The 24,344-nt window shown below is 40.5% G+C and carries 17 protein-coding genes and 1 pseudogene; 9 read left to right on the top strand and 9 right to left on the bottom strand.

The window, feature by feature from the left end; genetic code table 11:
- Together NL42_RS13640 and NL42_RS13635 are read left to right on the top strand one after the other, a co-directional pair.
- Positions 1-490 (top strand): annotated as a pseudogene (locus tag NL42_RS13640) (hypothetical protein); the annotation flags it as partial.
- Positions 491-1,114: 624 nt separating this feature from the next.
- Entirely contained in the window at positions 1,115-1,408 is a 294-nt protein-coding gene (locus tag NL42_RS13635) for a hypothetical protein (protein ID WP_461313138.1), read from the top strand.
- Here NL42_RS13635 and NL42_RS13630 read toward each other — a convergent pair.
- A complete protein-coding gene (locus NL42_RS13630) occupies positions 1,401-2,306 on the bottom strand; it encodes a LysR family transcriptional regulator (protein ID WP_461313137.1) in 906 nt (301 codons plus the stop codon). The genes NL42_RS13635 and NL42_RS13630 overlap by 8 nt on opposite strands.
- A gap of 111 nt (positions 2,307-2,417) precedes the next feature.
- Between NL42_RS13630 and NL42_RS13625 the strand changes: the two genes are divergently transcribed.
- Positions 2,418-3,656, top strand: a complete 1,239-nt coding sequence (locus NL42_RS13625) for an SGNH/GDSL hydrolase family protein (RefSeq protein ID WP_461313136.1) — start codon at positions 2,418-2,420, stop codon at positions 3,654-3,656.
- Positions 3,657-3,705: 49 nt separating this feature from the next.
- On the opposite strand, the gene NL42_RS13620 is transcribed toward NL42_RS13625, so the two are convergent.
- From NL42_RS13620 to NL42_RS13600, 5 genes are all read right to left on the bottom strand, one after another.
- Entirely contained in the window at positions 3,706-5,061 is a 1,356-nt protein-coding gene (locus tag NL42_RS13620; protein ID WP_461313135.1) for an aromatic acid/H+ symport family MFS transporter, read from the bottom strand.
- Positions 5,062-5,163: 102 nt separating this feature from the next.
- A complete protein-coding gene (locus NL42_RS13615) occupies positions 5,164-6,447 on the bottom strand; it encodes a DcaP family trimeric outer membrane transporter (RefSeq protein WP_461313139.1) in 1,284 nt (427 codons plus the stop codon).
- Positions 6,448-6,689: 242 nt separating this feature from the next.
- Positions 6,690-7,361: an SAM-dependent methyltransferase gene (locus tag NL42_RS13610; protein ID WP_461313134.1), complete on the bottom strand. Its 672-nt coding sequence runs from the start codon at positions 7,359-7,361 to the stop codon at positions 6,690-6,692.
- Positions 7,362-7,434: 73 nt separating this feature from the next.
- The gene (locus NL42_RS13605) at positions 7,435-9,129 is read right to left on the bottom strand and encodes an AMP-binding protein (RefSeq protein WP_461313133.1); all 1,695 of its coding nucleotides are present in this window, start codon (positions 9,127-9,129) and stop codon (positions 7,435-7,437) included.
- A gap of 109 nt (positions 9,130-9,238) precedes the next feature.
- Positions 9,239-9,856, bottom strand: a complete 618-nt coding sequence (locus NL42_RS13600) for a TetR/AcrR family transcriptional regulator (RefSeq protein WP_004793061.1) — start codon at positions 9,854-9,856, stop codon at positions 9,239-9,241.
- Positions 9,857-10,000: 144 nt separating this feature from the next.
- On the opposite strand from NL42_RS13600, the gene NL42_RS13595 reads away from it, so the two are divergent.
- From NL42_RS13595 to NL42_RS13575, 5 genes are read left to right on the top strand one after another with little or no spacing between them, the layout of a single operon-like run.
- On the top strand, positions 10,001-11,173 hold the full coding sequence (locus NL42_RS13595) for an isovaleryl-CoA dehydrogenase (protein ID WP_016138538.1): 1,173 nt from the start codon (positions 10,001-10,003) through the stop codon (positions 11,171-11,173).
- A gap of 24 nt (positions 11,174-11,197) precedes the next feature.
- On the top strand, positions 11,198-12,799 hold the full coding sequence (locus tag NL42_RS13590) for a carboxyl transferase domain-containing protein (RefSeq protein ID WP_461313132.1): 1,602 nt from the start codon (positions 11,198-11,200) through the stop codon (positions 12,797-12,799).
- 9 nt (positions 12,800-12,808) lie between these two features.
- Complete coding sequence (locus NL42_RS13585) at positions 12,809-13,612, top strand: enoyl-CoA hydratase/isomerase family protein (protein ID WP_461313131.1); 804 nt, start codon at positions 12,809-12,811, stop codon at positions 13,610-13,612.
- 11 nt (positions 13,613-13,623) lie between these two features.
- Entirely contained in the window at positions 13,624-15,615 is a 1,992-nt protein-coding gene (locus NL42_RS13580; protein WP_461313130.1) for an acetyl/propionyl/methylcrotonyl-CoA carboxylase subunit alpha, read from the top strand.
- The gene (locus tag NL42_RS13575; RefSeq protein WP_461313129.1) at positions 15,612-16,514 is read left to right on the top strand and encodes a hydroxymethylglutaryl-CoA lyase; all 903 of its coding nucleotides are present in this window, start codon (positions 15,612-15,614) and stop codon (positions 16,512-16,514) included. The genes NL42_RS13580 and NL42_RS13575 overlap by 4 nt, the downstream gene beginning before the upstream one ends.
- Positions 16,515-16,764: 250 nt before the next feature.
- On the opposite strand, the gene NL42_RS13570 is transcribed toward NL42_RS13575, so the two are convergent.
- On the bottom strand, positions 16,765-17,706 hold the full coding sequence (locus NL42_RS13570; RefSeq protein WP_461313128.1) for a LysR family transcriptional regulator: 942 nt from the start codon (positions 17,704-17,706) through the stop codon (positions 16,765-16,767).
- A gap of 205 nt (positions 17,707-17,911) precedes the next feature.
- Here NL42_RS13570 and NL42_RS13565 point away from each other — a divergent pair, with 205 nt between their 5' ends.
- Positions 17,912-21,394, top strand: a complete 3,483-nt coding sequence (locus tag NL42_RS13565) for an indolepyruvate ferredoxin oxidoreductase family protein (RefSeq protein WP_461313127.1) — start codon at positions 17,912-17,914, stop codon at positions 21,392-21,394.
- A 61-nt stretch (positions 21,395-21,455) separates the two neighbouring features.
- Here the strand turns inward: NL42_RS13565 and NL42_RS13560 are convergent, their stop codons facing one another.
- Together NL42_RS13560 and NL42_RS13555 are read right to left on the bottom strand one after the other, a co-directional pair.
- A complete protein-coding gene (locus tag NL42_RS13560; RefSeq protein WP_461313126.1) occupies positions 21,456-22,259 on the bottom strand; it encodes a thioesterase family protein in 804 nt (267 codons plus the stop codon).
- A gap of 196 nt (positions 22,260-22,455) precedes the next feature.
- On the bottom strand, positions 22,456-24,258 hold the full coding sequence (locus NL42_RS13555; protein WP_461313125.1) for an acyl-CoA dehydrogenase C-terminal domain-containing protein: 1,803 nt from the start codon (positions 24,256-24,258) through the stop codon (positions 22,456-22,458).
- Between the last annotated feature and the right edge of the window lie 86 nt (positions 24,259-24,344).

The following is a 24,344-nucleotide window of genomic DNA, read 5'->3' as shown; positions in this document are numbered from 1 at the left end:
TAAATTTAACGATCCTATAAATAATATTGATTATCAAGCTGAGAGTAGTGCTTCCTATACGAAGGATAGTGATATTTCATCTGAAGAAGAGCAACCGAAAGTATTAGGGGAGGAGTTAAATGAAAGTAATTCGACAAATCTTAGCTCACCTAATTTAACAACTTTAGGACCTTCACACTTAAAATTAGATATCCATTTCATTGATGAAAAAGGAATCTCTTTTAATATGGATTTTAAAAATGCTAATAGACCTGAATTAAATACTTCTGGAACTTGTACTTATACTAAAAATCCCTTAGAAGGAGAAACTAGATACTCCAAACTTATAGATAAGGAGTTGTCAGTATATGCTTTATATGAGTGTGATAATGGAAGAACAATAGAGGTTTCTAAATTTAATGAATTAGATCAAGACCACTTAATAATGACCTTAAGTTTGACAAGTAATTCCAATAGAGTTTTTTATAGTGGTGAAATGGTTGAACCATAAAAAATTTAATTTTATATACTCAAAAGAAGTTATAAAAATATTTATATAAAGTTAAGAAGGTTAGAGTAAGTTAAATTTAAGTGATCTTTGACTTACCCAATTTTAATTATTCAACTACCTAACCGCTCTACTTTAATACGATTGTCATTTCACACGCTTGACGCCAACAATAGCGAATACTATCCTTTGCGTGCTGGCCTACATTGCCAGTTGGTTTTAGCAGACCATTAGCCAAAGTACACGAAAAAGTCTAACTTTTTTGTGGAAATCCCTGTGTGCCCCCTTTACGGTGGAACGGAAGGGGGACACCCTCGGGTGTGCTGGATTCTTTGGCTCCAGTCTGCTAACCCTCTTTCGTTTCACCACCATAATTAATAGCAGTGATTGGGCGTAACTTCTTTTATCAAGGAGTCTCTAATGACTATTATTTTATATCATTTTATTTTTCTTAAACTTCATTATCTTATCGTTCAGCTTAAAACACTTTTAAAGAATTCCTCTCATCTTTTCACCTATTCTCAATTTCATCTTTACACGGAAAAAATCTCAAGATTTAACGCCAGTTAAAGATGAGAATATCTATAAGCATAACTTAACGATAACAACAACCAACGAAGAGCAATAATGATGTTTTTTTCATATCGTATTGTTTTAGTGTGCACCCTATTAATAAGTTTATTAGGTTGCAGACCTATTAGTAAAAACGAATTCAATACCCATTGTATGTGGTCAGGCCGTGCGCTCTCACAATGCAATTGTATTTATAACTCTTTAGAAGAACATTATTCGCCACAATTTGTAGAAAACCTACCAAAAGTAAGCTTACAAAATATTGATGCGAACATGAACTTTGTGGAAACCATGAATGAAACAATTCACCAATGTCAGTTAAGTGCAAGAAAAGACCCAATTAACTGATATTTGCATGCTCTACCAAGAAATCTAAAAAGACCCGTACACGTTTAGGAACATATTTATCATGGCCGATCCAAACAGCATGAAATTCTTCAGAAGCATGAATATTCCAGTCTTCAAGAATTTTAATTAACTGCTTTTGTTCTAGCGCTTTTCGAATTTGAAATTCATTTAGCTGTGCAATGCCAACATCGGCAAGCGCTAACTGCAAAATCGCTTCTCCGTGATTTACTCTTAAAACCTGAGTAGGTACAAGCGCGATTTCTTGATCAGCTTTTTTAAATAACCATGTTTTATTCTGGCGTTGATAACTTACGTCTAAAAGTTGGTGTTCGTAAAGTTCATCTGGATGCTGTGGGCAACCGCACTGTTTAATATATGTTGGTGAACATACATAATGTTTATGAGTACTCCCCAATGAACGCGCCACTAGATTTGAATTTTTTAATGGCCCTGTCCGAATTGCAACATCAATTCTTTGCTCAACTAAATTAATGACTTCATCACTTAAATGAGCCTCTAATTCAATTTGCGGATAGCGCTGATTAAATAAAGAAATACAAGGTAATAAAAAATGCGTCCAGTATGAAAGACTGGTATGAATTCTTATTCGTCCTTTAGGTGTGTGATTGGCAGTAACCGATTGTTCAAGCTCGTCTAGCTCACTGAGTATTTGAAGACCCTGCTCATAAAACTGGCATCCTTCACTGGTGAGTTGAAACTGGCGTGTTGAACGGTTAAGTAACCTTACCCCAAGTCTTTTCTCTAAACGAGCAATTAATTTACTGACAGCAGACGGCGTCATGTCGCATGCTCTTGCTACAGCAGAAAAGCTTCCTAACTCGACCACACGAATAAAAATTGCCAGCTCGCCAGATCGATTAATATCAAAATATGACATAACGGAATATATTTATGAATTTGATTCACAAATCTTATTCCGCTTAGACCGCTATAACAAGCCACTCATTTGTTTCAAGATAACTTTAATTCGTTTTAAAGGATTCATGAGATGAAACTTTATAAATCTACCCTGTTGTCTTTCATTTTATTTTCTACGGTCACTCAAGCAGAAGTGCAAAAGAGCCAATGGATTACCAGTTGGTCTGCTAGCCCCCAAAAAGTCTGGAATAAAGATTTTGTTTTCCCAACTCATATTCCTGAGCAAATATCTAATCAAACGATCAGACAAGTGAGTCAAATTAGTTTGGGTGGTGAAGCGGTTAGACTGGTTTTCACAAATCAATATGGTGAACAACCGCTTTATATTGATAAAACCACCATAGGTTTAGTGAATTCAAAAAGTCTAAAATCCAAGAGTGCTTATCCTGTTTATTTTTCTGGAAAGCTTAAAGCACAAATTTTACCTGGCAAACAACTGATTAGTGACCCAATTTATCTTTCTGTGCCAGATCATAGCCAGTTAATGGTAAATAGCTATATTCAAAAACCAACGGCCTTTAAAACTTTTCATTGGGATGCTAAACAAACCAGTTGGATTATTACTGGCAACCAGACAGCAAACTTAAGTGTTCCTCCGAATGCTCAAGCAACAACGGCGAGGTTATTATTGTCGGCAGTAGAAGTAAAACCGAAGCGTAAAGCTCATGTTGTTGCAGTTATTGGAGACTCAATTACCGATGGAGCAACGGCGACTCTAGATGCAAATGCTCGATGGACTGATTTTTTAGCTAAACGCTTATCAGCACATCATGTGGCTGTCATTAATAGTGGAATTTCAGGAAATCGGTTACTTAACGATGGCATGGGTGACAGTGCTTTAAAACGTTTAAAAAGTGAAGTGTTTCAATACTCAGGTGTTAAAACTTTAATTGTGCTGGTGGGTATTAATGATATTTCATGGCCCGGTACAGCTTTTGCACCTAAACAACAAATACCGTCTTTTGAAGCCTTAACTGAAGGTTATAAACGTGTTGTAAAAGAAGCTCATGAGCAAGGTATTCAAGTGATTGGGGCGACGTTACTTCCCTTTTCAGGCGCATTACCCAATACACCTTTAGATAATTATTACCAACCTAATAAAGATGAATTACGTCAGCGAATCAATCACTGGATTAGAACCAGTAAAACATTTGATGGGGTTCTGGATCTTGATCAAGGCTTAAAAGATTCAAAACATCCTGAGCGATTGAATCCAATTTATGATTCTGGTGATCATTTACATCCAAATGATCGTGGCAACCAGCAAATGGCTAATCTGGTTCATTTAAACCAGCTGCTTAGCAAATAAAATTTCCAGATACAGGTAGGAATGGTTTCCCTACCTGTATAAATATGTATCAACCACCCTCTAGTTCAGCAGAGAGTTTTGGAGCAATATTTTTTTCTTCAACAGCATGTCGTCGCAAAACCATAACAGCGAAAAGCGCCAAAATTGCAGGGATTGCGATCATCACGAAATTCATCTTATGTGGCAATTCTAATACTAATAACATGCCCGTTAAGATTGGACCAACAATTGCCCCAATACGACCAACACCAGAAGCACAGCCAATTCCAGTAGAGCGCACACTCAATGGATAATATTGTGCAACGTAGCTATAAAGCAGAATTGAGGTGCCAATCGTTGCGGCGCCTGCAACAGTGACTAAACCATATAAAACATAGGCTGGTGACTTAAAGCCTAAACCTATTAATGCAAAAACACCCGCCAGCAACATTCCCATAATTACAGGTTTTAAATGAAATTTATCAGACAAAATGCCGCCGCCAATTGAACCGATCATTGCGCCAACATTTAGGGCAAGCAAGAATAAAATACTTTTGCCCAATGAATACCCTGCTGCAAGCATGAGTTTTGGTAACCAGCTGCTTAAGGCATACACCATGAGTAAGCACATGAAGAACACGAGCCAGAACATGAGTGTATTAAATGCGCGGCCTTGTTGAAATAATCCTTTTACGGAACTGCCTGTTGGAACATTATCTTCATTAAGCACTAATTGCGTATTGCTCGTTATGGTTTGCTCAGGTGAAATTTTTTGAATAATGCGCTGTGCCTGTTCAGTTTTTCCAGTTTTAACTAAAAAAGTTAAAGACTCGGGTAAAAACTTCCAGATTACAGGTAATAAAAATAGTGGAATACCAGCAATTAAAAACATAATTTGCCATCCCTGACTTTCAACCAAATAACTACCAATTAAGGCTGAAAGAATTCCCCCAATCGCATAACCACTAAACATACTCCCTACTAGAGTACTGCGTATGCGTTTAGGTGCATATTCCGAGGTCAAAGCAACTAAATTTGGCATGACCCCACCAATGCCTAGCCCCGCCAAGAACCGAAGTACCCCAAACTCAAGTGGACTTGATGCAAAAGCACCTAAAAAAGTGAACCCGCTAAAAAGAGTGATACAAATTAAAATCACATTTTTACGGCCTATTTTGTCTGCCAAAGTTCCAAAGAACATTGCCCCAAACATCATTCCACACAGAGCCGTACTTGCTAACATTCCCGCCTGCACAGCCGTCAACGACCACTCTTGCATCAGCAAAGGCAGCACTACTCCATAAATAACCAGATCATACCCATCAAAAATAATAATTAATAAGCACCAAAGTAAAATACTCCAGTGATACGATCTAAACTTGGCCTGATCAATAATTTCATTTACATTTAATTTAGAAGTTGTCATTTACCCACCTCCTCTGTGAGATAAATTCATATTCAATTTTTTTTAAAACGACATATTTCACCCTAAAGAAAAAACAGATTATTCAAGGTTTTGTTGAGTAAATTAAAAGTCATAAGTCGCCATCATATTGAAGCGGTTATCAATCCCGTTACGTCCATCAAAAGTTTCTCGTTCGCCATACACATATTCGACGCCCAACGTAATTGGCTTGTAAGGGTTATAAAGTACATTTACCCAGCCCTGCCAAAGCTCTTTGTTTTGAGTGATGCTATTACGTTGTAATTTGGCAAAACGGTTGTCATCTTTGGCTTTCATATAGCCATAAGCTAAAGTTGAACGAATTTTTGGCGTAAATTGATGAGTAATACCCAAAGAAACGGTGTCAAACTCATTGCTATGCATATTATTTTGATCATCTATTGCATAGCCGCTATTACTCCACAGCAGGAAACGCCCATCTCCTTTGACATGGTAATAATCGGCTTTAAGTAAAGTATCTGGTGTGATTTGGTATTTACCGCCGAAACCTACCCCCCACGCCCACTCACTGTCATTATTGGTTCTTTTTTCTGCGACAAAGCTACGGCCTGAAAGCATCGAACCGTTGACAAATTTATGATTTAAGCGCCCCACCAAAGCTGGTAAACGCATTTTGTTATCTGGATCTGTTGCCGCTGTATATTTCGGGTCTTCAACTGATACTGCAAAACTTGTATTTGCCGTTAAATTATCGCTATAGCGAACCATTGGCGATCTAAGTAAAGCACTACCTACAAATGTTCCTGCATCAATTGTTTCTGGGTAATACTCAGGTGCAATAAATGTCGACCAAGTTTGACCAATCAACCATTTATCAAAAGTTAAATAAGCATGGCGTATACGAAACTGATCACGAGTGGCGGCCCCAAAGAAATCCATTTCCAGTTTTCCACCCACATCCCCAGCGGTTGTTGGTGTTTTAAAATTTAAACCAAACCGCGTCACATAGACCGTACTGTGCAATTGGTCCTTTTGAGCAGATTCTTCTGGCGTATGTTCAAGTGGAACCCCACTAATATTGTTATACATTGTAGATGCTCCCTTAATTTGATAAGAAGCATCTGCCCGTATATATCCGTATAGGTTAAATTCTGTACCAGATTTAGTTAATACTTGTTGTATAGGTTGTGAAGCTTGGGTAACGACAGGAGTGACGTGTTCTACTTTTTCTTGGGTTAAAGATTTTTGAGTTTGTATATCTGCCTGTAGCATTGCCCTTAGCTCATTTACTTCTTGGCGAAGTTGCTCTATTTCAGGGTTTACTTGACCCGCAAAAGCAGAAGGCATAAGTAAAGACACAGAAACTGCCAATAGGCTTTTTTGAACCGTTGTATTTAAAACTTTCATCATGAAATTTTCCTTTAGACCTTTAAACCGACTTAAAGATCTCGACATCCTTTTTGTTATGTACCTATCTAAAATAGATCCTTGAAAATTTGCCTTTCTTTCACAAGAAAGACGTTCCCTCATATTTTTTAGACCCATCCTCCCTAAAGCAGTAAAAGCAACCCTTTAATTTTTCATTTTTATATTCTCTTCCACGTTGAGGATATTCGGTTTTAAACCCTTATTTATATCCCCCAATAGTATTATTTTTTTGCAATAAAACCCTGATATGTCAAAATTTGCGTATAAGGCTGTACACTTTCAAAGCCAGTTTTTTCCAAAAGTTTTATATATCCCTCAGTGGTTAGGCTAAAAAAGTCCTCCGCCATACGCTCTAGCATTTTTTGACATTGTTCTTCTGTTAAACCTTGTGCCAAGCATAAATAAGATAAAGCTTGAAGTTGCTGTGGGTTTATACACGTCATTAAGTCATAGGTAAGCAAAATCGCGTTTTCTTTTAAGCGATTATAAATATCTTTAAAGAACGCAGGTTTTATGTCATCTGCAATAAAATGAGCCACAAGAATAGACAGTGCTGCATCAAAGCAATTTTCAAGAGGCAAAGCTGAAGTTTCCCCATGTACAAAAGTCACTTGTGAAGATTTACCTAAAAGTTCAACCTGTTCTTGGGCTTTTTGAAGCATCGTTAAAGATGGGTCAACTGCTGTAAATTTCCAGTTCGGATGTCTTTTAAGTAAATATTCGAGTTCATAACCCGTGCCACATCCCACAATTAAAATATGAGCATTCGGTTTCAACACTGATTGCAAAATGGCATCCACCTGTTGATGGATCGCTTCATAACCCGGAATTAATTTACGGATATGTTCATCATATCCATCGACTACTTTTGGGCTATTAAAGTCTTTTGCCATTTTGTTTTATCCTCTTTTCAAACTGCCTTTCAATTTATAGTTTGCTGCACTTTGACCGGGCTTTTGACTTTATTTAGTCAAAGACATTTCCTGTTAAATTAAGCTCAGCACGCATAATCTCTTGTAACTTAAACTTTTGGGCTTTCCCAGAAGCAGTCATTGGAAACTCATTAAAAAATCGAACATAGCGTGGCACTTTATTATGGGAAATATGCTCTTTACAGAATTGACGAATGCTATTTTCATCAATTTGATGATGTTCATGCAAAATAATACAAGCACAGAGTTCCTCGCCATATCTCGCATCTGGCAAGCCTATCACCTGTACATCGCTCACATCGGGATGGGTATATAAAAAGTCTTCAATTTCTTTAGGAAAGAGATTTTCCCCACCACGAATCACGACATCTTTAATACGGCCTTTAATTTTAATAAAACCGTCTTGGTCCATTTCGGCAATATCACCCGTATGCATCCAGCCAGCTGAATCAATGACCTCTTTGGTCTTTTCTTCTTCGCCCCAATAGCCCGCCATCACTGAGTAAGCACGAACGCATAGCTCGCCTAAAGTGCCTTGCGGAACAATCTGTCCTTCTAAATCGACAATTTTAATTTCAACATGCGGATGAACATGTCCAACTGTACTCACACGTTTATCAATCGAATCATTTACCGAACTTTGTACACTGACTGGTGAGGTTTCAGTCATGCCATAACAAATCGTGATTTCAGACATATGCATACGGTCTATAACCCGCTGCATAATTTCACGTGGGCAAGGACTGCCTGCCATGATTCCTGTTCTTAAACTCGACAGGTCAAACTCATTAAACTGCTCATGTTCTAAGGTGGCAATAAACATGGTTGGCACGCCATAAGCCGCCGTACAACGTTCTTGATGAATCGCTTTTAAAGTTTCTAAAGGATTAAATACCGCCGACGGATAGACCATCGTTGAACCATGTGTCACACATGCTAAATTCCCCATGACCATGCCGAAACAATGAAACAACGGCACGGAAATACAAACTTTATCTTGAGGGGTTAAACGTATCCCTTCACCCACGAAATAACCGTTATTTAAAATATTATGGTGGGTCAACATGGTCCCTTTAGGGTTGCCTGTTGTACCTGAAGTAAATTGGATATTAATCGTTTCATCAAACTGATGTTGCTTCGCTAATTGTTTTAATTGTTCTAGCTGTTCAGAAGTTGGTGTAGTAACTAAATCACTAAAACGATGAATGCCCGTATGTTGCTGGTCATCGATTTTAATGACAAATTTTAAATGTGGCAGTCGCGCTGAACTGAGGACTTTATCTGAACTGTTAATTAATTCAGGGGCAATTTTTGTCAGTAATTCTTGGTAATCAGTGGTTTTGAATTGAGAAGCAATAATCAATCCTTTGCATGAGACTTTATTCAACACATATTCAAGTTCATGGCTTTTATAAGCTGTATTTAGATTGACTAAAATAATCCCTGCTTTAAAAGCTGCAAATTGGGTTACCGTCCATTCCACACAGTTAGGTGACCAGATGGCTAATCGATCTCCTTTTTTTAATCCCAATTTTAAAAGGCTACAAGCAAAAGCATTTACTTCATCCTGTAAAGCTTTATAGGTTAGTCGTCTGTTTTGATGAAAACTAACGATTGCTTCCTTTTCAGCATATTGCCGACAAGCCTGATCAAATTGTTCACCAATGGTCATACCCAATAAGGGCTGTGTGCTTGGTCCCGAGGCGTAGCTTAACCGTTCTTGTTGCATTGAATCATTCTCCTTGATTCTTTTAATTCTCTTCATACCTGATCTAATTGTTGTTACTGCAACTACTTTTCCAAACCGCCTACTTTGTAATGTTTATTCTTTATATGCCCTATTTCTTCTGCACAGCATCTACACAAAAGTCAGCAATCTGTTTTGAAAAATAGTCTTTGTGCGCATGATCGAACTTTGTATTTTGAGCTGGGTCTAGGGGTTCAACCACCACATAGGTCATGGCGCCGACAACACAAAGTGCTGCTGTATTTAAATCATCCAAGACAAACTCACCACTTGCATTTCCATCCGCAAGTATTTTTTTAATACTTTGTTTAATCAATTGCTTCACACGAAAACGCTCATGTTCAACCGTTGAATCGACGGGTTCAAACATGAGTGAATATGCAAGCTGAGGACTATTCAGTGCCCGTTTTACAAAGGTTGCCACCGCCTTGTGTAATTTCTGCTTTGCCGATAACTCACTTTCGGTAATCGAATCAATCACCAATAGTTCTGTATTAATAGCCTCGGACAAAACCTCAATCAGCACTTGGCTTTTATTATCAAAGTAGCGATAAACCAGTCCACTAGATACACCCGCTTGCTCTGCAATGGTTTGTATTTGCGCGTCTTTAAATCCTCCCTCTGAAATTATTTTTCTGGCTGAATTCAAAATCGATTTACGATTTTGCTCCATCCGCTCTTGCATTAAAGATGATCGTTTATAGCTCATAATTTATTCTCTAACAAATAAAATGAATTGTAAATCATTTTATGAATCTGTATTCACTTTTTCAAAAAATCATTGTATGTTACTTATCAAATACCCACAAAATATTTTATGGACAACAAATATAACCAATAGGATGAAAATATCATGAACCTACGCAGCTTGAATTTCGGTCTAGATGAAACTTTAATTGCGCTTCAAGATTCGGTAGCCGCTTTTTGTGCAAAGGAAATTGCACCAATTGCTCAACAAGTTGATCAAGACAACAAATTCCCTGCACATCTTTGGAAAAAGTTCGGAGATATGGGCCTTTTAGGCATGACGGTTTCTGAAGAATATGGCGGTGCCAATATGGGTTATTTAGCTCATATTATTGCTATGCAAGAAATTTCTCGTGCTTCGGCAGCCATTGGTTTGTCTTACGGTGCTCATTCTAATTTATGCGTAAACCAAATTAACCGTAACGGTAACGAGCAGCAAAAACAGAAATATTTACCAAAATTGATTTCTGGTGAATATGTTGGTGCCCTTGCGATGTCTGAACCAAATGCAGGTTCTGATGTGGTCAGCATGAAATTACGTGCTGAGCAAAAAGGTGATCACTTTGTTTTAAACGGTTCAAAAATGTGGATCACCAATGGCGGTGACGCCGATGTGTTGGTGGTTTATGCAAAAACTGACCCTAAAGCTGGTGCAAAAGGCATGACTGCTTTTCTAGTTGAAAAAAACATGAAAGGCTTCAGCCACGGTAATCATTTAGACAAGTTAGGCATGCGTGGCTCTAACACTTACCCACTGTTCTTTGACAATGTAGAAGTCCCTGCTGAAAACGTACTCGGTGGTGTTGGTAACGGTACAAAAGTACTGATGAGTGGTTTGGACTATGAACGTGCCGTTTTAAGTGCCGGACCTTTAGGCATTATGGATGCTTGTTTAGATGTCGTAATCCCATACTTGCATCAACGCGAACAGTTTGGCCAAGCTTTAGGTGAGTTCCAGCTTATGCAAGGCAAACTTGCAGATATGTATTCAACTTGGTTGGCATGTAAAGCCCTCGTCTACGCTGTTGGTGCTGCCTGCGACAAAGCGGATCATGACCGCAGCCTACGTAAAGATGCCGCAAGTGCCATTTTATATTCTGCCGAAAAAGCAACATGGATGGCTGGTGAAGCAATCCAGACTTTAGGCGGTAATGGTTATATCAATGAATTCCCTGCTGGCCGTTTATGGCGCGACGCAAAACTTTATGAAATTGGTGCGGGAACTTCTGAAATTCGCCGCATGCTGATTGGCCGCGAACTTTTCAATGAAACCAAATAATAATTATAAATAAGGACGCATCTTATGAACCAATTACAAAGCAAGATTAATGTTCGAAGTGAAGACTTCAAAACAAACCAGCAAGCCATGCAAACATTGGTCACAGATCTAAAACAAGTTGCCCAGCGTATTGCTTTAGGCGGCGGTGAAAATGCCCGTCAAAAACATTTGGCTCGAGGTAAACTTTTACCCCGTGAACGTATTGATCAACTGATTGATGTCGGCACGGCATTTTTAGAAATTGGTCAATTGGCAGCGTACAACGTTTATGAAGATGATGTTCCTGCTGCGGGTGTGATTGCGGGTATTGGTCAGGTCAACGGCGCAACTTGCATGATTGTTGCCAATGATGCAACGGTTAAAGGTGGAACATATTACCCACTTACGGTTAAAAAGCATTTACGCGCACAAGAAATTGCAGAACAAAATCACTTGCCTTGTATTTATTTGGTGGACTCAGGCGGTGCCTATTTACCAATGCAAGATGAAGTCTTCCCAGACCGAGATCATTTCGGGCGTATTTTCTATAATCAGGCACGCATGTCGAGTCTAGGTATTGCCCAAATCGCTGTGGTAATGGGAAGCTGTACCGCTGGCGGTGCGTATGTACCTGCCATGTCTGATGAAACGATTATTGTACGTAATCAAGGTACGATTTTCCTAGGTGGCCCTCCTCTTGTAAAAGCTGCAACTGGCGAAGTGGTGAGTAGTGAAGATTTAGGTGGTGGTGATGTTCACACACGTCTTTCAGGTGTGGCTGATCATTTAGCTGAAAATGATGAACATGCAATTGCGATTGCACGAAACATTGTTGCTAACTTAAATAAAAAGCCAAATGATTTAAACAAGCAAATTGATGAGCCTCTGTTTGATGCATCGGAACTCTATGGTGTAGTTCCAAGTGATGCGCGTAAACCTTTCGATGTGCGTGAAGTCATTGCACGCATTGTAGATGGCTCTCGTTTTGATGAGTTTAAAGCACGTTTTGGCTCAACCCTCATTACTGGTTTTGCTTCGCTTTATGGTATACCAGTCGGCATTATTGCCAATAACGGGATTTTATTTTCCGAGTCTGCACAAAAAGGTGCGCACTTTATTGAGCTATGCACACAGCGCAATATTCCATTGTTATTCCTACAAAACATTACGGGCTTTATGGTTGGTCGCCAGTATGAAAATGAAGGGATTGCAAAAAACGGCGCCAAACTGGTGATGGCAGTTGCAACCGCAAATGTACCAAAACTCACTTTGATTATTGGTGGTTCGTTTGGTGCGGGTAACTACGGCATGTGTGGCCGTGCTTATTCACCACGCTTTTTATGGACTTGGCCGAACTCTCGTATTTCTGTGATGGGCGGCGAACAAGCAGCAAGCGTACTCTCAACTTTAAAACGTGATCAGATTGAGCAAAAAGGTGCCGAGTGGTCAGCGCAACAAGAAGATGAATTTAAACAACCAATTCGTGAACAATACGAGCGTCAAGGTCATCCATATTATGCTTCTGCCCGACTTTGGGATGACGGTGTAATCGACCCAGCTCAAACTCGCCAAGTACTCGGTTTAAGTCTTGCTGCCGCTATGAATGCCCCAATCCAACCAACCAAATTTGGCGTGTTCCGCATGTAAGAGGTGTATATGAGCTATCAATTTTTACAACTCGAACAACAAGGTCAGGTTACCTATGTTTGGCTGAACCGCCCTGAACTACACAATGCTTTTAATACGACAGTTATTGAAGAGCTGCATGCTTGCTTTAAGCAAATCAATACACGTGATGATATTCGCGTTGTGGTTTTAGCAGGTCGCGGCAAAAGCTTTTCAGCAGGTGCCGACCTCAACTGGATGAAACAGGCAGGTCAAGCATCTTCAGCAGAAAATGAAGCAGATGCATTAAAACTTGCGCAAATGTTAGATGCTCTCGCAACGCTAAAACAACCGACCATTGCCCGTGTACATGGCATTGCCTTTGGTGGCGGCATGGGTTTGGCATCGGCATGTGATATTTGTATTGCTAGCACTGATGCCAAGTTTGCAACTTCTGAGGTTCGTTTAGGGCTTGCTCCATCTACCATTAGCCCATATGTGATTCGTGCGATTGGCGCAAGACAAGCTTCTCGTTACTTCTTAACTGCCGAGCGAATTTCAGCACGTGAAGCCAAACAAATTGGCTTGGCACACGAAGTGGCAGATGCCGAAGACTTAGACAGAAAAGTTCAAGAAATTATTGATGCTCTATTACTCGGTGGCCCACACGCTCAAGCTGCATCAAAACAGCTCATTCAAATGGTGAGCAACCAGACCATGAGCAATGACTTGCTGCAACAGACAGCACATCATATTGCTCAAGTTCGTCAAGGTAGCGAGGCAAAAGAAGGCCTGAGTGCCTTTTTAAATAAGCAGCAGCCTGCTTGGGTTTCTAACTCGAATAACAACAATTAAGGACGATCATCATGTTTGAAAAGATTTTAATTGCGAACCGTGGCGAAATTGCTTGCCGTGTGATTCGCACAGCTAAAAAATTAGGTATTGCAACAGTTGCTGTTTACTCCGATGCAGACGCAAATGCACAACATGTCAAACTTGCAGATGAAGCAGTTTATATTGGTCAGTCCCCTGCAACACAAAGTTATTTACAAGCCGACCGTATTATTCAAGCAGCAATCGATACGGGTAGCCAAGCGGTTCACCCGGGCTACGGCTTTTTATCCGAAAATGATCAGTTTGCGTTAGCTTGCCAACAACACAATATTTGCTTTATTGGCCCACCAGTAGATGCCATTTTAGCGATGGGTTTAAAAGCGACCTCTAAAGCTTTAATGGAAAAAGCAGGCGTCCCTTTAACACCGGGTTATCACGGAACCAACCAAGATGCCGACTTTTTAAAACAACAGGCAGACCAAATTGGCTATCCAGTTTTAATTAAAGCCAGTGCTGGCGGTGGTGGAAAAGGCATGAGCTTGGTTGAGCGCAGTGAAGATTTTCTACATGCCTTAGCCTCATGTAAGCGCGAAGCTAAATCGAGCTTTGGTAATGATGATGTCTTGATTGAACGCTATGTGATTCAACCACGTCACATCGAAGTACAAGTGTTTGGCGATACACACGGTAACTATGTGCACTTGTTTGAACGCGACTGTTCCGTACAACGTCGCCACCAAAAAGTATTAGAAGAAGCTCCAGCTCCACAAATGCCAAGCGAGAAGCTTGATGCGATGCGTCAGGCTGCTATTGATGCTGCACGTGCAGTAGACTATGTCGGTGCTGGTACGGTCGAGTTTATTGTGGAACAAGACGGTACGGCGTATTTCATGGAAATGAATACCCGCTTACAAGTCGAACACCCAGTGACTGAAATGATTACTGGTGAAGACTTGGTTGAATGGCAACTTCGTGTAGCTTATGGCGAACCTTTACCTAAACTACAAAACGAATTGCAAATTCACGGGCATGCGCTCGAAGCACGAATCTATGCCGAAGAACCTGAAAAAGGCTTTTTACCTGCCATTGGTAAAATTGACTATTTGCACTACCCAACTCAAAACCAATATGTGCGTGTAGATAGCGGCATTGTTGAAGGCGATGAAATCACGACGTATTACGACCCAATGATTGCCAAACTGATCGTATGGGGTAAAAACCGTGAAGCTGCACTCATTCAAATGCAACATGCCTTAAGCCAATTCCATGTTGATGGCTTAGGCAATAACATTGCCTTTCTTGAAAAGATTGTTCGCAGCGACTCGTTCAAACAAGCCAAACTTGATACCAACCTGATTCAACGTGAACAAAACTTCTTGTTTAGTCCTGAAGAGATTAAACCTGAACTTGTGGTGGCAGCGGCATTTATTGAGTTTCTAAGTAAACTTAATAACAACAGCTCAAGCCAAAAACAGCTTTGGCAGGCTCAACCACTTTGGCGTTTAAATATTGCTTATCAGCACAGTATTAAACTGAACTATTTAAACCAAAATATCCAAATTAAATTTGCCTCAAATGAAGATGGCTTCACCGCAGAATATAACGGTCAAAGCTACCCGATTTCTGGTCAATTGATTGATGCGCATACGGCGTCTGTTCAAATTGGTGGAACTCAGCAAAAGCTATCTTTTAACCAAAGTCAGCAAGGCATTACCTTGTTCCAAAATGGACAAAGCTATAAGTTTGCTTATATTCGCCAAGACTTTAACCAAGCAGATAGCCAAGCCGATGAAGGCCACCTAAAAGCACCAATGCCGGGTGTGGTCACGCAAGTGCTAGTAAGTGCAAATCATAGCGTGAAGAAAGACGATATTTTAATGACGCTTGAAGCAATGAAAATGGAATACACCATCCGTGCCCCTAAAGACGGCGTGATTGTAGACTCCTATTTCCAAGTGGGCGATCAAGTCAAAGCTGGCGATGAGCTTGTGGAATTTCAGCCTGCTCAGGAGGAAGTTGCATGAGTGAGTTTGTCAAAATCGTGGAGGTCGGTCCCAGAGACGGCCTCCAAAACGAAAAGCAGGCTTTAACGGTTGAACAACGCTTAAACTTTATTAATGACCTGATAAATGCAGGCCTAAAATCCATTGAAGTTGGTTCATGCGTTTCGGCAAAATGGGTGCCGCAAATGGCTCAAAGTGATGAGCTATTTAAACTGTTACCGCAGACCACTGATGTACAATTTAGTCTGCTCACTCCCAATATCAAAGGTTTTGAGACGGCTCAAGCGGTAGGATGCAAAGAAGTTGCGGTTTTTACCGCAGCTTCTGAAAGCTTTACCCGTAAAAACATTAACTGCTCTATTGATGAAAGCTTTGAAAAATTTAGCGATGTCATGACCGCAGCGAAAGCACACAATATTCGTGTACGTGGCTATGTTTCTTGTATTGTCGATTGCCCTTATGAAGGTGCAATTGCGCCTGAGCAAGTAGTGAAAGTCGTTAAACGACTCTATGACATGGGATGCTATGAAGTATCTTTAGGTGAAACCATTGGCACCGCAACACCAGATCGAGTTCAAAAGGTTTGGCAAGCATGCCTTTTTGAACTAGACAGCAAGGTTTTAGCTGGGCATTTCCACAATACCTATGGCATGGCAATTGCCAATATTTATCAGTCTTTACAGCAAGGCATTCGTGTTTTTGACTCATCTCTTGCAGGACTTGGCGGTTGCCCTTATGCCAAAGGTGCCTCTGGCAATGTATCGACCGAAGATTTGTTTTATTTGCTATCACACATGGGGTTTGAGACTGGTATAGACTTAGAAAAGTTAATGCAAGCCAGCCAGAATATTAGCAATGTATTAAACCGAAAAAGCTTGTCGAATTATGCAAATGCTTATTGGCAAACCAAATGTGCATAGCCATAAATTAAAATAGCTCAGCATCTGGTATAAGGCTTAATATTAGGCCGATTACCAGATCATCCTATCTCATCTTTATCTCATTTCGTTTAGGAATTGGGACTAAATCCCTCATGCAATTTATTTAAAATTTTGAATTAATCTCTGTATTAAATGCCCCTCTCAACAGAAGCATTCTCTACCCTATTTTTCTTCTAATCCGTATTATTGTTCATCCTTTTCTATCTTAATCCTTAAAAAATTTATCTCATTATTTATAAAAATAAGATGCATCCATTTCAATTCTTGGCGAAATATATTCTTCCACCCAATCTAACCATGCACGCGTTTTAGCATCGATAAAATGGCGTGAAGGCAATAAGGTATAAACCCCAATATCGGGCGAACGCCACTCTGGCAAGATATGGCATAATCTTCCATTTTGAACTGCATCTAAAGCTGAAAACATCGGCAATAACGCCACGCCCATGTCCTGCTGCACAACATCTAACAATAACTCAGGGTTATCTGCAATGAGTTGCCCACCAATATCAATTTGGTAAGACTCACCATTTGCATTTAACAAGTGCCAATCTGCTGTGATAGACGGATTGACTAAGCGTAAACAGGCATGATTTTTTAAGTCTTCGGGCGACTTAGGAACACCATGTTTTTCTAGATATGCAGGTGAAGCACATAAAACAGAAAAAATAGTGCCAATTCTGCGGGCAACAAAGCGGGAGTCTGTTAAAGATTCAGTGAGATAGAGACTCACATCGACCCCTTTTGCCAACAAGTCTGGAACGTACTGTGAAGTCGTATATTCCACGGTTAGTTCGGGGTAATGTTTACAAAATTCGGCCATCACTGGAAAAACATAGTGATGCCCAAAGCTTCCCATGCTTAATACACGTAAACGCCCTTTCGGTTTAGATGCCGTTCCTGTTACTTCTGATTCTGCTTCATCCACTATTAAAATGACTTGGCGACAGCGCTCTGCATAAGTCGCACCAATATCAGTCAGTGCCTGCTGGCGCGTTGAGCGTTGTATGAGTTTTGTACCTAAGCGTGTTTCTAGCTCGCTGATAAGACGTGAAACCTGTGCTGTGGTCAGATCCATCTGCTCAGCTGCTGCTGTGAAACTCCCGCTATCAATCACTTTCAGGAATGCATGCATTGCATGCAATAGTCCACCATCGAGATTTTTGCGCATAACGTAAATATGTTTTCCTAAATTACGGATTGTTGCACCAGTTTAGATCAACCACAATGACTAAATGTACATACATTGGCACTAATTCTTTTTTAAGAAGAGGAACCGATCTTTTTTTATTTCGTATGTCACTTGCTCCAAATATTCAACTGGATGTTGAAAAAAGAAAGTAGTCCGAGCTACTAAAAATTCTAAGGAGATATAAATGAACATAGCTACAAAAGTCACTCCAAATATTATTGCAACAAAGGATGTGTCACTTGAAGATAAATATATAAGTGATAACGGTACAGCATATATGACTGGCATTCAGGCACTTGTTCGGTTGCCTCTTGCCCAAACTCGCCGTGACGCGATTAATGGTTATCATACTGCTGGTTTTATTTCTGGTTATCGCGGTTCCCCTGTTGGTAACTATGATAGTTTCCTTTGGCAAGTTCAAGGATTGCTTAAATCCCATAATGTTGTATTTCAACCTGGTGTAAATGAAGACTTGGCTGCTACCGCAATTTGGGGTACGCAACAAGTTAATCTTTCAGGCCAAGGCAAATATGATGGAGTGTCTTCTTGGTGGTATGGTAAAGGCCCCGGTGTTGACCGTTCAGGCGATGTACTCCGCCATGCTAACTTAGCTGGTACCTCTGAACGTGGTGGTGTCGTTGCTTTATTTGGTGATGACCACTCATGTAAATCTTCTACAATCCCCCACCAGTCTGAACATGTCATGATTGGTTGTGGTATTCCAATTTTCTACCCAACATCCGTTCAACAAATTTTAGACTTTGGTGTTCACGCCATTGCAGTTTCACGTTTTTCTGGCCTTTGGTCTTCAATGAAGCTGGTCAGTGAAATTGTAGAAACTTCCGCTTCTGTTCATGTCGATCTAGACCGTGTTACTCCGGTTATACCAGAAGATGTCAATTTCCCTGCCGACGGCGTCAATATTCGTTGGCCAGATCACGGCATTCAGCAAGAAGAACGTCTTTATAAATATCGCTTACCTGCTGTTTTGGCTTATGCCCGCGCGAATAAAATCAACACCGTAACATGGCCGTGTGAAAATGCCCGTATTGGTATTGCCGCAAGTGGTAAAGGTTATTTAGATACGATTGAAGCCCTACGCATTTTAGGTATTGAAGATGAAACTGCCCAACAGCTTGGGCTACGTGTTTATCAAGTTGGTCTAATTTGGCCTTTAGAACCTCAAGGCGTTCATGAGTTTGCAGAAGGTTTGCAAGAACTGATCGTTATTGAAGAAAAACGTCCAATTATTGAAGCACAAATTAAAGATGAGCTGTACTCACTGCCTGATGGCAAACGTCCACATGTGATTGGTAAAGCAACTGACGGCAAAGGTGAATGGAGTACCTCTATTGAAGAAGCACCGCTCATTGGTCACTATGAGTACCAGCCTGAACCCATTGCAAAAATGCTGGCTGCTCGCTTCTTAAAACTCGATATTCCAGAAAGCTTAAAAACACAAATCCAAAATAGAATCGACTTACTGCTAAAAGCAGAGCAAGAAGCAAAACGTGTCATTGATCTTGCAGAACGTAAACCGTATTTCTGTAGTGGTTGCCCTCATAACTCATCAACAGTCGTTCCTGAAGGTAGCCGTGCACTTGGTGGTATTGGTTGTCACTATATTGCCGTTTCACTTGACCGCGGTACTGAAACCTTCTCTCAAATGGGCGGTGAAGGTGTAAGCTGGGTTGGTGCATCACCATTTACCAATGAAAAACATATTTTTGCTAACCTTGGTGACGGAACTTACTTCCACTCTGGTTACTTAGCAATCCGTCAATCTATCGCTGCAAAAACTAATATTACCTATAAAATCCTCTACAACGATGCAGTCGCTATGACAGGCGGTCAGCATGTAGATGGTCATTTGAGTGTTGCACAGTTAACTCGTCAGCTTGCTGCCGAAGGCATTAAAAAACAAGTTATTGTTACTGATGAAGTTAAACTATTAAATGAAGAAGACGGTATTGCTCCGGGTGTAGAAATTCGCCACCGTAATGAACTCGATACTGTTCAACGCGAGCTTCGTGAAGTTTCAGGTGTAACCGCTTTAATTTATGTACAAACCTGTGCCAGTGAAAAACGCCGTCGCCGTAAACGTGATGCCTACCCTGACCCAGCTGAGCGTTTATACATTAACAGTGATATTTGTGAAGGCTGTGGCGACTGTTCGAAAAAATCAAACTGCTTATCTATTGAACCAGTAGAGACTGCGTTAGGTACTAAACGTCAAATTAACCAAAGTAGCTGTAACAAAGACTTCACTTGTGCCGAAGGGTTCTGCCCTAGTTTTGTGACTGTTCATACACGTGACATGAAACGTCCTACTAAATTTGAAGGAATTGGCGCAGGCTGGCCAACATCACCAATCATTCCTCAGTTATATGATGTTCCAAGTCGTATTATGGTCGGTGGTATTGGTGGTACAGGTGTGGTGACTATTGGTGCACTCCTTGGTATGGCTGCTCACTTAGAAGGTAAAGCAACACGTGTTATGGACATGGCTGGACTTGCTCAAAAAGGTGGTACGGTTTATTCATACGTACAACTTGCAGCAACTGATGAGCAAATTTCTTCTACCAAAATTCCAGCAGGACAATGTGAATTATTGATCGGTGCAGATGCCGTAGTCGCTGGTGGTAGCGCTGCTCTATCTCGCTTAAAAGATGATGCTTTGGTTATTGTGAATGAAGACAGTACACCTACTTCTGATTTCATTAAATCTCGTGACTGGTATGCGCCTATTAGTGATTTAATTGATCGTCTTCGTGGTCGTGTTCGTCAAGGTCAACTGGTTTCTCTGCCAGCAGCTCGCATTGCAACACAATTACTAGGCGATGCAATTTATACCAACCAGTTGTTACTCGGTATGGCTTGGCAATCTGGTCGTATTCCGCTGTTACGTGAAAGCATTGAAAAAGCTATTCGCTTAAATGGTACAGCCGTTGACAAGAACATTGAAGCTTTCCGTGTAGGTTGTCATCTTGCAAGTGACCCAACTTTAGCTGCACGTTTACTTGCAGCAATGCCAAAAACCAAAACACCACAAACTTTGGCTGAACTTGTTGAAGACCGTTCTACTCGCCTGACAGACTATTGGAATGACGCTTATGCAACTAAATACCGTACGCTGGTAGAACTGGCTGCTAAAAAGTTACCAGAAGAATTAACTGGTACGATTGCAACCCAGCTTTATAGAGTCATGGCGTATAAAGATGAATATGAAGTTGCACGTCTGTTAACCGGCAAAAGCTTCAAAGAATCGATTGAAACACAATTCGGTAAAGGCCTACGTTTAACTTATCATCTTGCTCCACCAGCGTTACTCGGCGGTCTGCAAAATGTTCGTAAACGTGCGTTTGGTTACTGGATGCGCTTCCCAATGATGATGCTTGCTCGCTTACAATGGCTGCGGGAAACTTTCCTTGACCCATTTGCACGTCAAGAAGAACGTCAACACGAACAAGTATGGCGTGACCGTTACATCGCATTTGTTGAAGCACTTGTTGAAGCACCAGACAATCATAACTTGGCAGTTGCTGAGCAAATTGCAAAATTACCAGCAGAAGTCCGTGGTTATGGTCATATCAAAATGAAAGCAATGGATGCTGCAAAACAGCGTTGGGATGAACTTACACCAACACTCATTAAAGTGCGTAGTTAAAAGTTTAGTCTCATAATAAAAAAGTCATCCTCAGGGATGACTTTTTTATTGCCTTAAAAATTTATTTAGCCATTTTACGTAAAGTCAAAATCTGTTCGCTTCGTCCAAATGGGCCATACACGTCATGTAAAACTGCACTGGTTAAGCCAATGCCATCTGAACCATATTGCTGAACGGTTTCCAAACCTAACCATTTACCTTGCGGATAGCGGTGCATGTGAATTTGCAAATCAAGATTTGGAAAGCCCCACGTAAATTCATCTTCTTGTCTTGGTACAATCCCGTTTGCGGTATCTACCATTCCAATTAAATGTGCAAAATCTGTCGTCGGCTGCCCTTCAACCATTTCTTTATCATTATTGAGCCAAACAATCCCTTTGCCCGCACGATGCTGATCATCCGTTTTAGTCACGAGCGTTTGAATAAAGCCACCCGGCCATCTTTTCATACCTGTCCATTCTGTAAAGGTATCTGGATGATGAACTGGCTGATCTTCAAGCCCAGCAATATCTGAACTATCTTGAGTGCACATTCGCCACGCTCTAGCCACAATGCAGGTTTTACCTTGTGCTTGCATTTCGGCTTCAATCAATTCAATGGTTTTACCGGCACGAATCACATGCGTCTTAATTGTAAATTCACCAAAAGCAATCAATCCAAAAATATCAAAACTAATTCGACCAATTCGCATATCTTGTCGTGGTGAAAATTGCTCTAACTCAGCTGCGATTACGCCACTTGCAGGCGCCATGTGTTGTTCATGAGGGTTCCATGCCCCTTGTGCATGAACAGTTGAGCAATAATGCGCAATAACTTCACCTTGAGGACCAATTGTTCTATTCAGTAATTGATAATAAGCATTCATGATTTTCTTTCCGTAGTCCTTATCCAATATCTATATTTGATGAAAATTCACGCTTTAATGCTTATGTTAACCCTCTATTTGTTTGGCTCAACTGGTTTTTCCTACCAAAAACTGATGAGTCTAAAATTACAAATTTAATTACTAGGTAAAATTTTGCATGTCAATTTCACGTAGTAATCCTAAAAATTACTAGTCACTAAAATGCAAAAGCATCTTGATCGAGCTCCATCACAGATTCAGCTCCAGACTCAATAGAAGCAGCATGGCTCTGTGTACGATGTAAAAGTTTTTGATAGAAAAACTTAGCTGTGCTTAGCTTCGCTTTATAAAAAGCTTGCTCTTGTGTACCCACCTCTAATCTTTCATGGGCAACTTGTGCCATTCGGGCCCACAAATAAGCGAACACGACGTAACTGGAAAAATAAAGATAATCAACCGAAGCTGCCCCAATTTCTTCAGGGTTGTGCTTCGCTTTTTCAGCAATTGTTGTGGTGAGCGATAACCATTGCTGCTTAAGTTCACCTAATTTTTCTAAATAAGGTTTCAGTGCTACATTCGCTTGATGTTGAAGAATGAATTGATCAATTAAATCCGTCATATTCTTTAAGAGCTTGCCTTCTGAATTTAAGACTTTCCGTGCAAGCAGATCTAAAGACTGGATTTCGGTGGTTCCTTCATACAATGTTGAGATACGCGCATCACGTACAATCTGCTCCATACCATGCTCAACAATAAAGCCATGACCACCAAATACTTGAACGCCATGCTTTGCAGATTCATTACCTGACTCTGTTAAAAAAGCTTTAGCAATTGGCGTTAAAAAAGCCAGTAATTCATCGGAGTGTTTTTGCTGTTCTTGATCGTTTGAACTTTCAACAATGTCTACATGTTGAGCTAGAAAATAAGCCAATGCACGGCCGCCTTCAGAAAAAGCTTTTTGTGTCATTAACATCGATCGCACAGCGGGATGCACAATAATTGGGTCTGCATTCTTCTCTGAATATTTTGCTCCAGATAACGAGCGCATGGCGAGTCGCTCTTTGGCATAACTTAATGCGCCTTGAAATGAAATTTCAGAAGCTGCAAGCCCCTGTACTGCCGTTCCAATACGTGCGGTATTCATGAAGGTAAACATACAATTAAGCCCACGATTTTCAGGCCCAATCAAATAACCTTGAGCGCCATCAAAATTCAGTACACAGGTCGCATTGCCATGAATCCCCATTTTATGTTCAATCGCGCTACAAACGACTTTATTACGGTCCAGCACATGACCGTCATCACTCACATTAAATTTAGGCACAATAAATAAAGAAATACCTTTAGTCCCTGCGGGTGCCTGAGGTAGACGGGCTAAAACAATATGAATAATATTTTCAGAAAGATCATGCTCACCTGCCGAGATAAAAATCTTTTCACCCGTAATTGAGTAACTACCGTCAGGATTTGGTTCGGCCTTGGTTCTAATTAACCCAAGGTCCGAGCCCGCATGTGATTCGGTTAGACACATCGTTCCGGTCCAGACACCACTAATGAGTTTAGTCAAAAACTTCTGTTTTTGTTGCTCGGTACCATGATGCTCAATTGTTCTCATTGCCCCATGAGACAAGCCCGGATACATTGCCCAAGCCCAATTAGAACCACATAACATTTCAGAAATGGCAATCCGCAATAAGGTCGGTAAGCCTTGCCCACCATATTCTGGGTCAGCAGTTAAAGAGGTAAACCCAAGCTCAGCATATTTTTGGTAGGCTTCTTTAAAACCTTTCGGCGTTGTGACTACGCCTTGATTTAAATGGCAGCCTTCCTGATCGCCATTTTGGTTAATCGGTGCCAATTCATTTTCACAAAAATCTGCTGCTGCCTCTAAGTATTGATCAATTAATTCTCGATTTACGCTTTCCTGATATTTGCTTAAACCTTGATAGTTCTGTTCTGTTTGAAGCATTTCATGCAGTACAAATTGCATATCGCGTAATGGAGCTTTGTATAAAGGCATAGTTTTTTTCCTTTCACGTTACTACCTGTGTGATAGGCAGATATCGTTTTTCCTTAAAATGGACTTTTATTGTTTCAATCTCACCA

It is taken from the genome of Acinetobacter sp. GN11 (assembly GCF_054823985.1).
Note: the sequence above shows the minus strand (reverse complement) of the source record. Positions and strands in the feature narration are given on the sequence as shown.

Excerpts from the sequence above, each read along its gene's own strand:
- NL42_RS13635 (WP_461313138.1), top strand. The coding sequence starts at position 1,115 with ATGATGTTTTTTTCATATCGTATTGTTTTAGTGTGCACCCTATTAATA.
- NL42_RS13630 (WP_461313137.1), bottom strand. The coding sequence starts at position 2,306 with ATGTCATATTTTGATATTAATCGATCTGGCGAGCTGGCAATTTTTATT.
- NL42_RS13625 (WP_461313136.1), top strand. The coding sequence starts at position 2,418 with ATGAAACTTTATAAATCTACCCTGTTGTCTTTCATTTTATTTTCTACG.
- NL42_RS13620 (WP_461313135.1), bottom strand. The coding sequence starts at position 5,061 with ATGACAACTTCTAAATTAAATGTAAATGAAATTATTGATCAGGCCAAG.
- NL42_RS13615 (WP_461313139.1), bottom strand. The coding sequence starts at position 6,447 with ATGAAAGTTTTAAATACAACGGTTCAAAAAAGCCTATTGGCAGTTTCT.
- NL42_RS13610 (WP_461313134.1), bottom strand. The coding sequence starts at position 7,361 with ATGGCAAAAGACTTTAATAGCCCAAAAGTAGTCGATGGATATGATGAA.
- NL42_RS13605 (WP_461313133.1), bottom strand. The coding sequence starts at position 9,129 with ATGCAACAAGAACGGTTAAGCTACGCCTCGGGACCAAGCACACAGCCC.
- NL42_RS13600 (WP_004793061.1), bottom strand. The coding sequence starts at position 9,856 with ATGAGCTATAAACGATCATCTTTAATGCAAGAGCGGATGGAGCAAAAT.
- NL42_RS13595 (WP_016138538.1), top strand. The coding sequence starts at position 10,001 with ATGAACCTACGCAGCTTGAATTTCGGTCTAGATGAAACTTTAATTGCG.
- NL42_RS13590 (WP_461313132.1), top strand. The coding sequence starts at position 11,198 with ATGAACCAATTACAAAGCAAGATTAATGTTCGAAGTGAAGACTTCAAA.
- NL42_RS13585 (WP_461313131.1), top strand. The coding sequence starts at position 12,809 with ATGAGCTATCAATTTTTACAACTCGAACAACAAGGTCAGGTTACCTAT.
- NL42_RS13580 (WP_461313130.1), top strand. The coding sequence starts at position 13,624 with ATGTTTGAAAAGATTTTAATTGCGAACCGTGGCGAAATTGCTTGCCGT.
- NL42_RS13575 (WP_461313129.1), top strand. The coding sequence starts at position 15,612 with ATGAGTGAGTTTGTCAAAATCGTGGAGGTCGGTCCCAGAGACGGCCTC.
- NL42_RS13570 (WP_461313128.1), bottom strand. The coding sequence starts at position 17,706 with ATGCGCAAAAATCTCGATGGTGGACTATTGCATGCAATGCATGCATTC.
- NL42_RS13565 (WP_461313127.1), top strand. The coding sequence starts at position 17,912 with ATGAACATAGCTACAAAAGTCACTCCAAATATTATTGCAACAAAGGAT.
- NL42_RS13560 (WP_461313126.1), bottom strand. The coding sequence starts at position 22,259 with ATGAATGCTTATTATCAATTACTGAATAGAACAATTGGTCCTCAAGGT.
- NL42_RS13555 (WP_461313125.1), bottom strand. The coding sequence starts at position 24,258 with ATGCCTTTATACAAAGCTCCATTACGCGATATGCAATTTGTACTGCAT.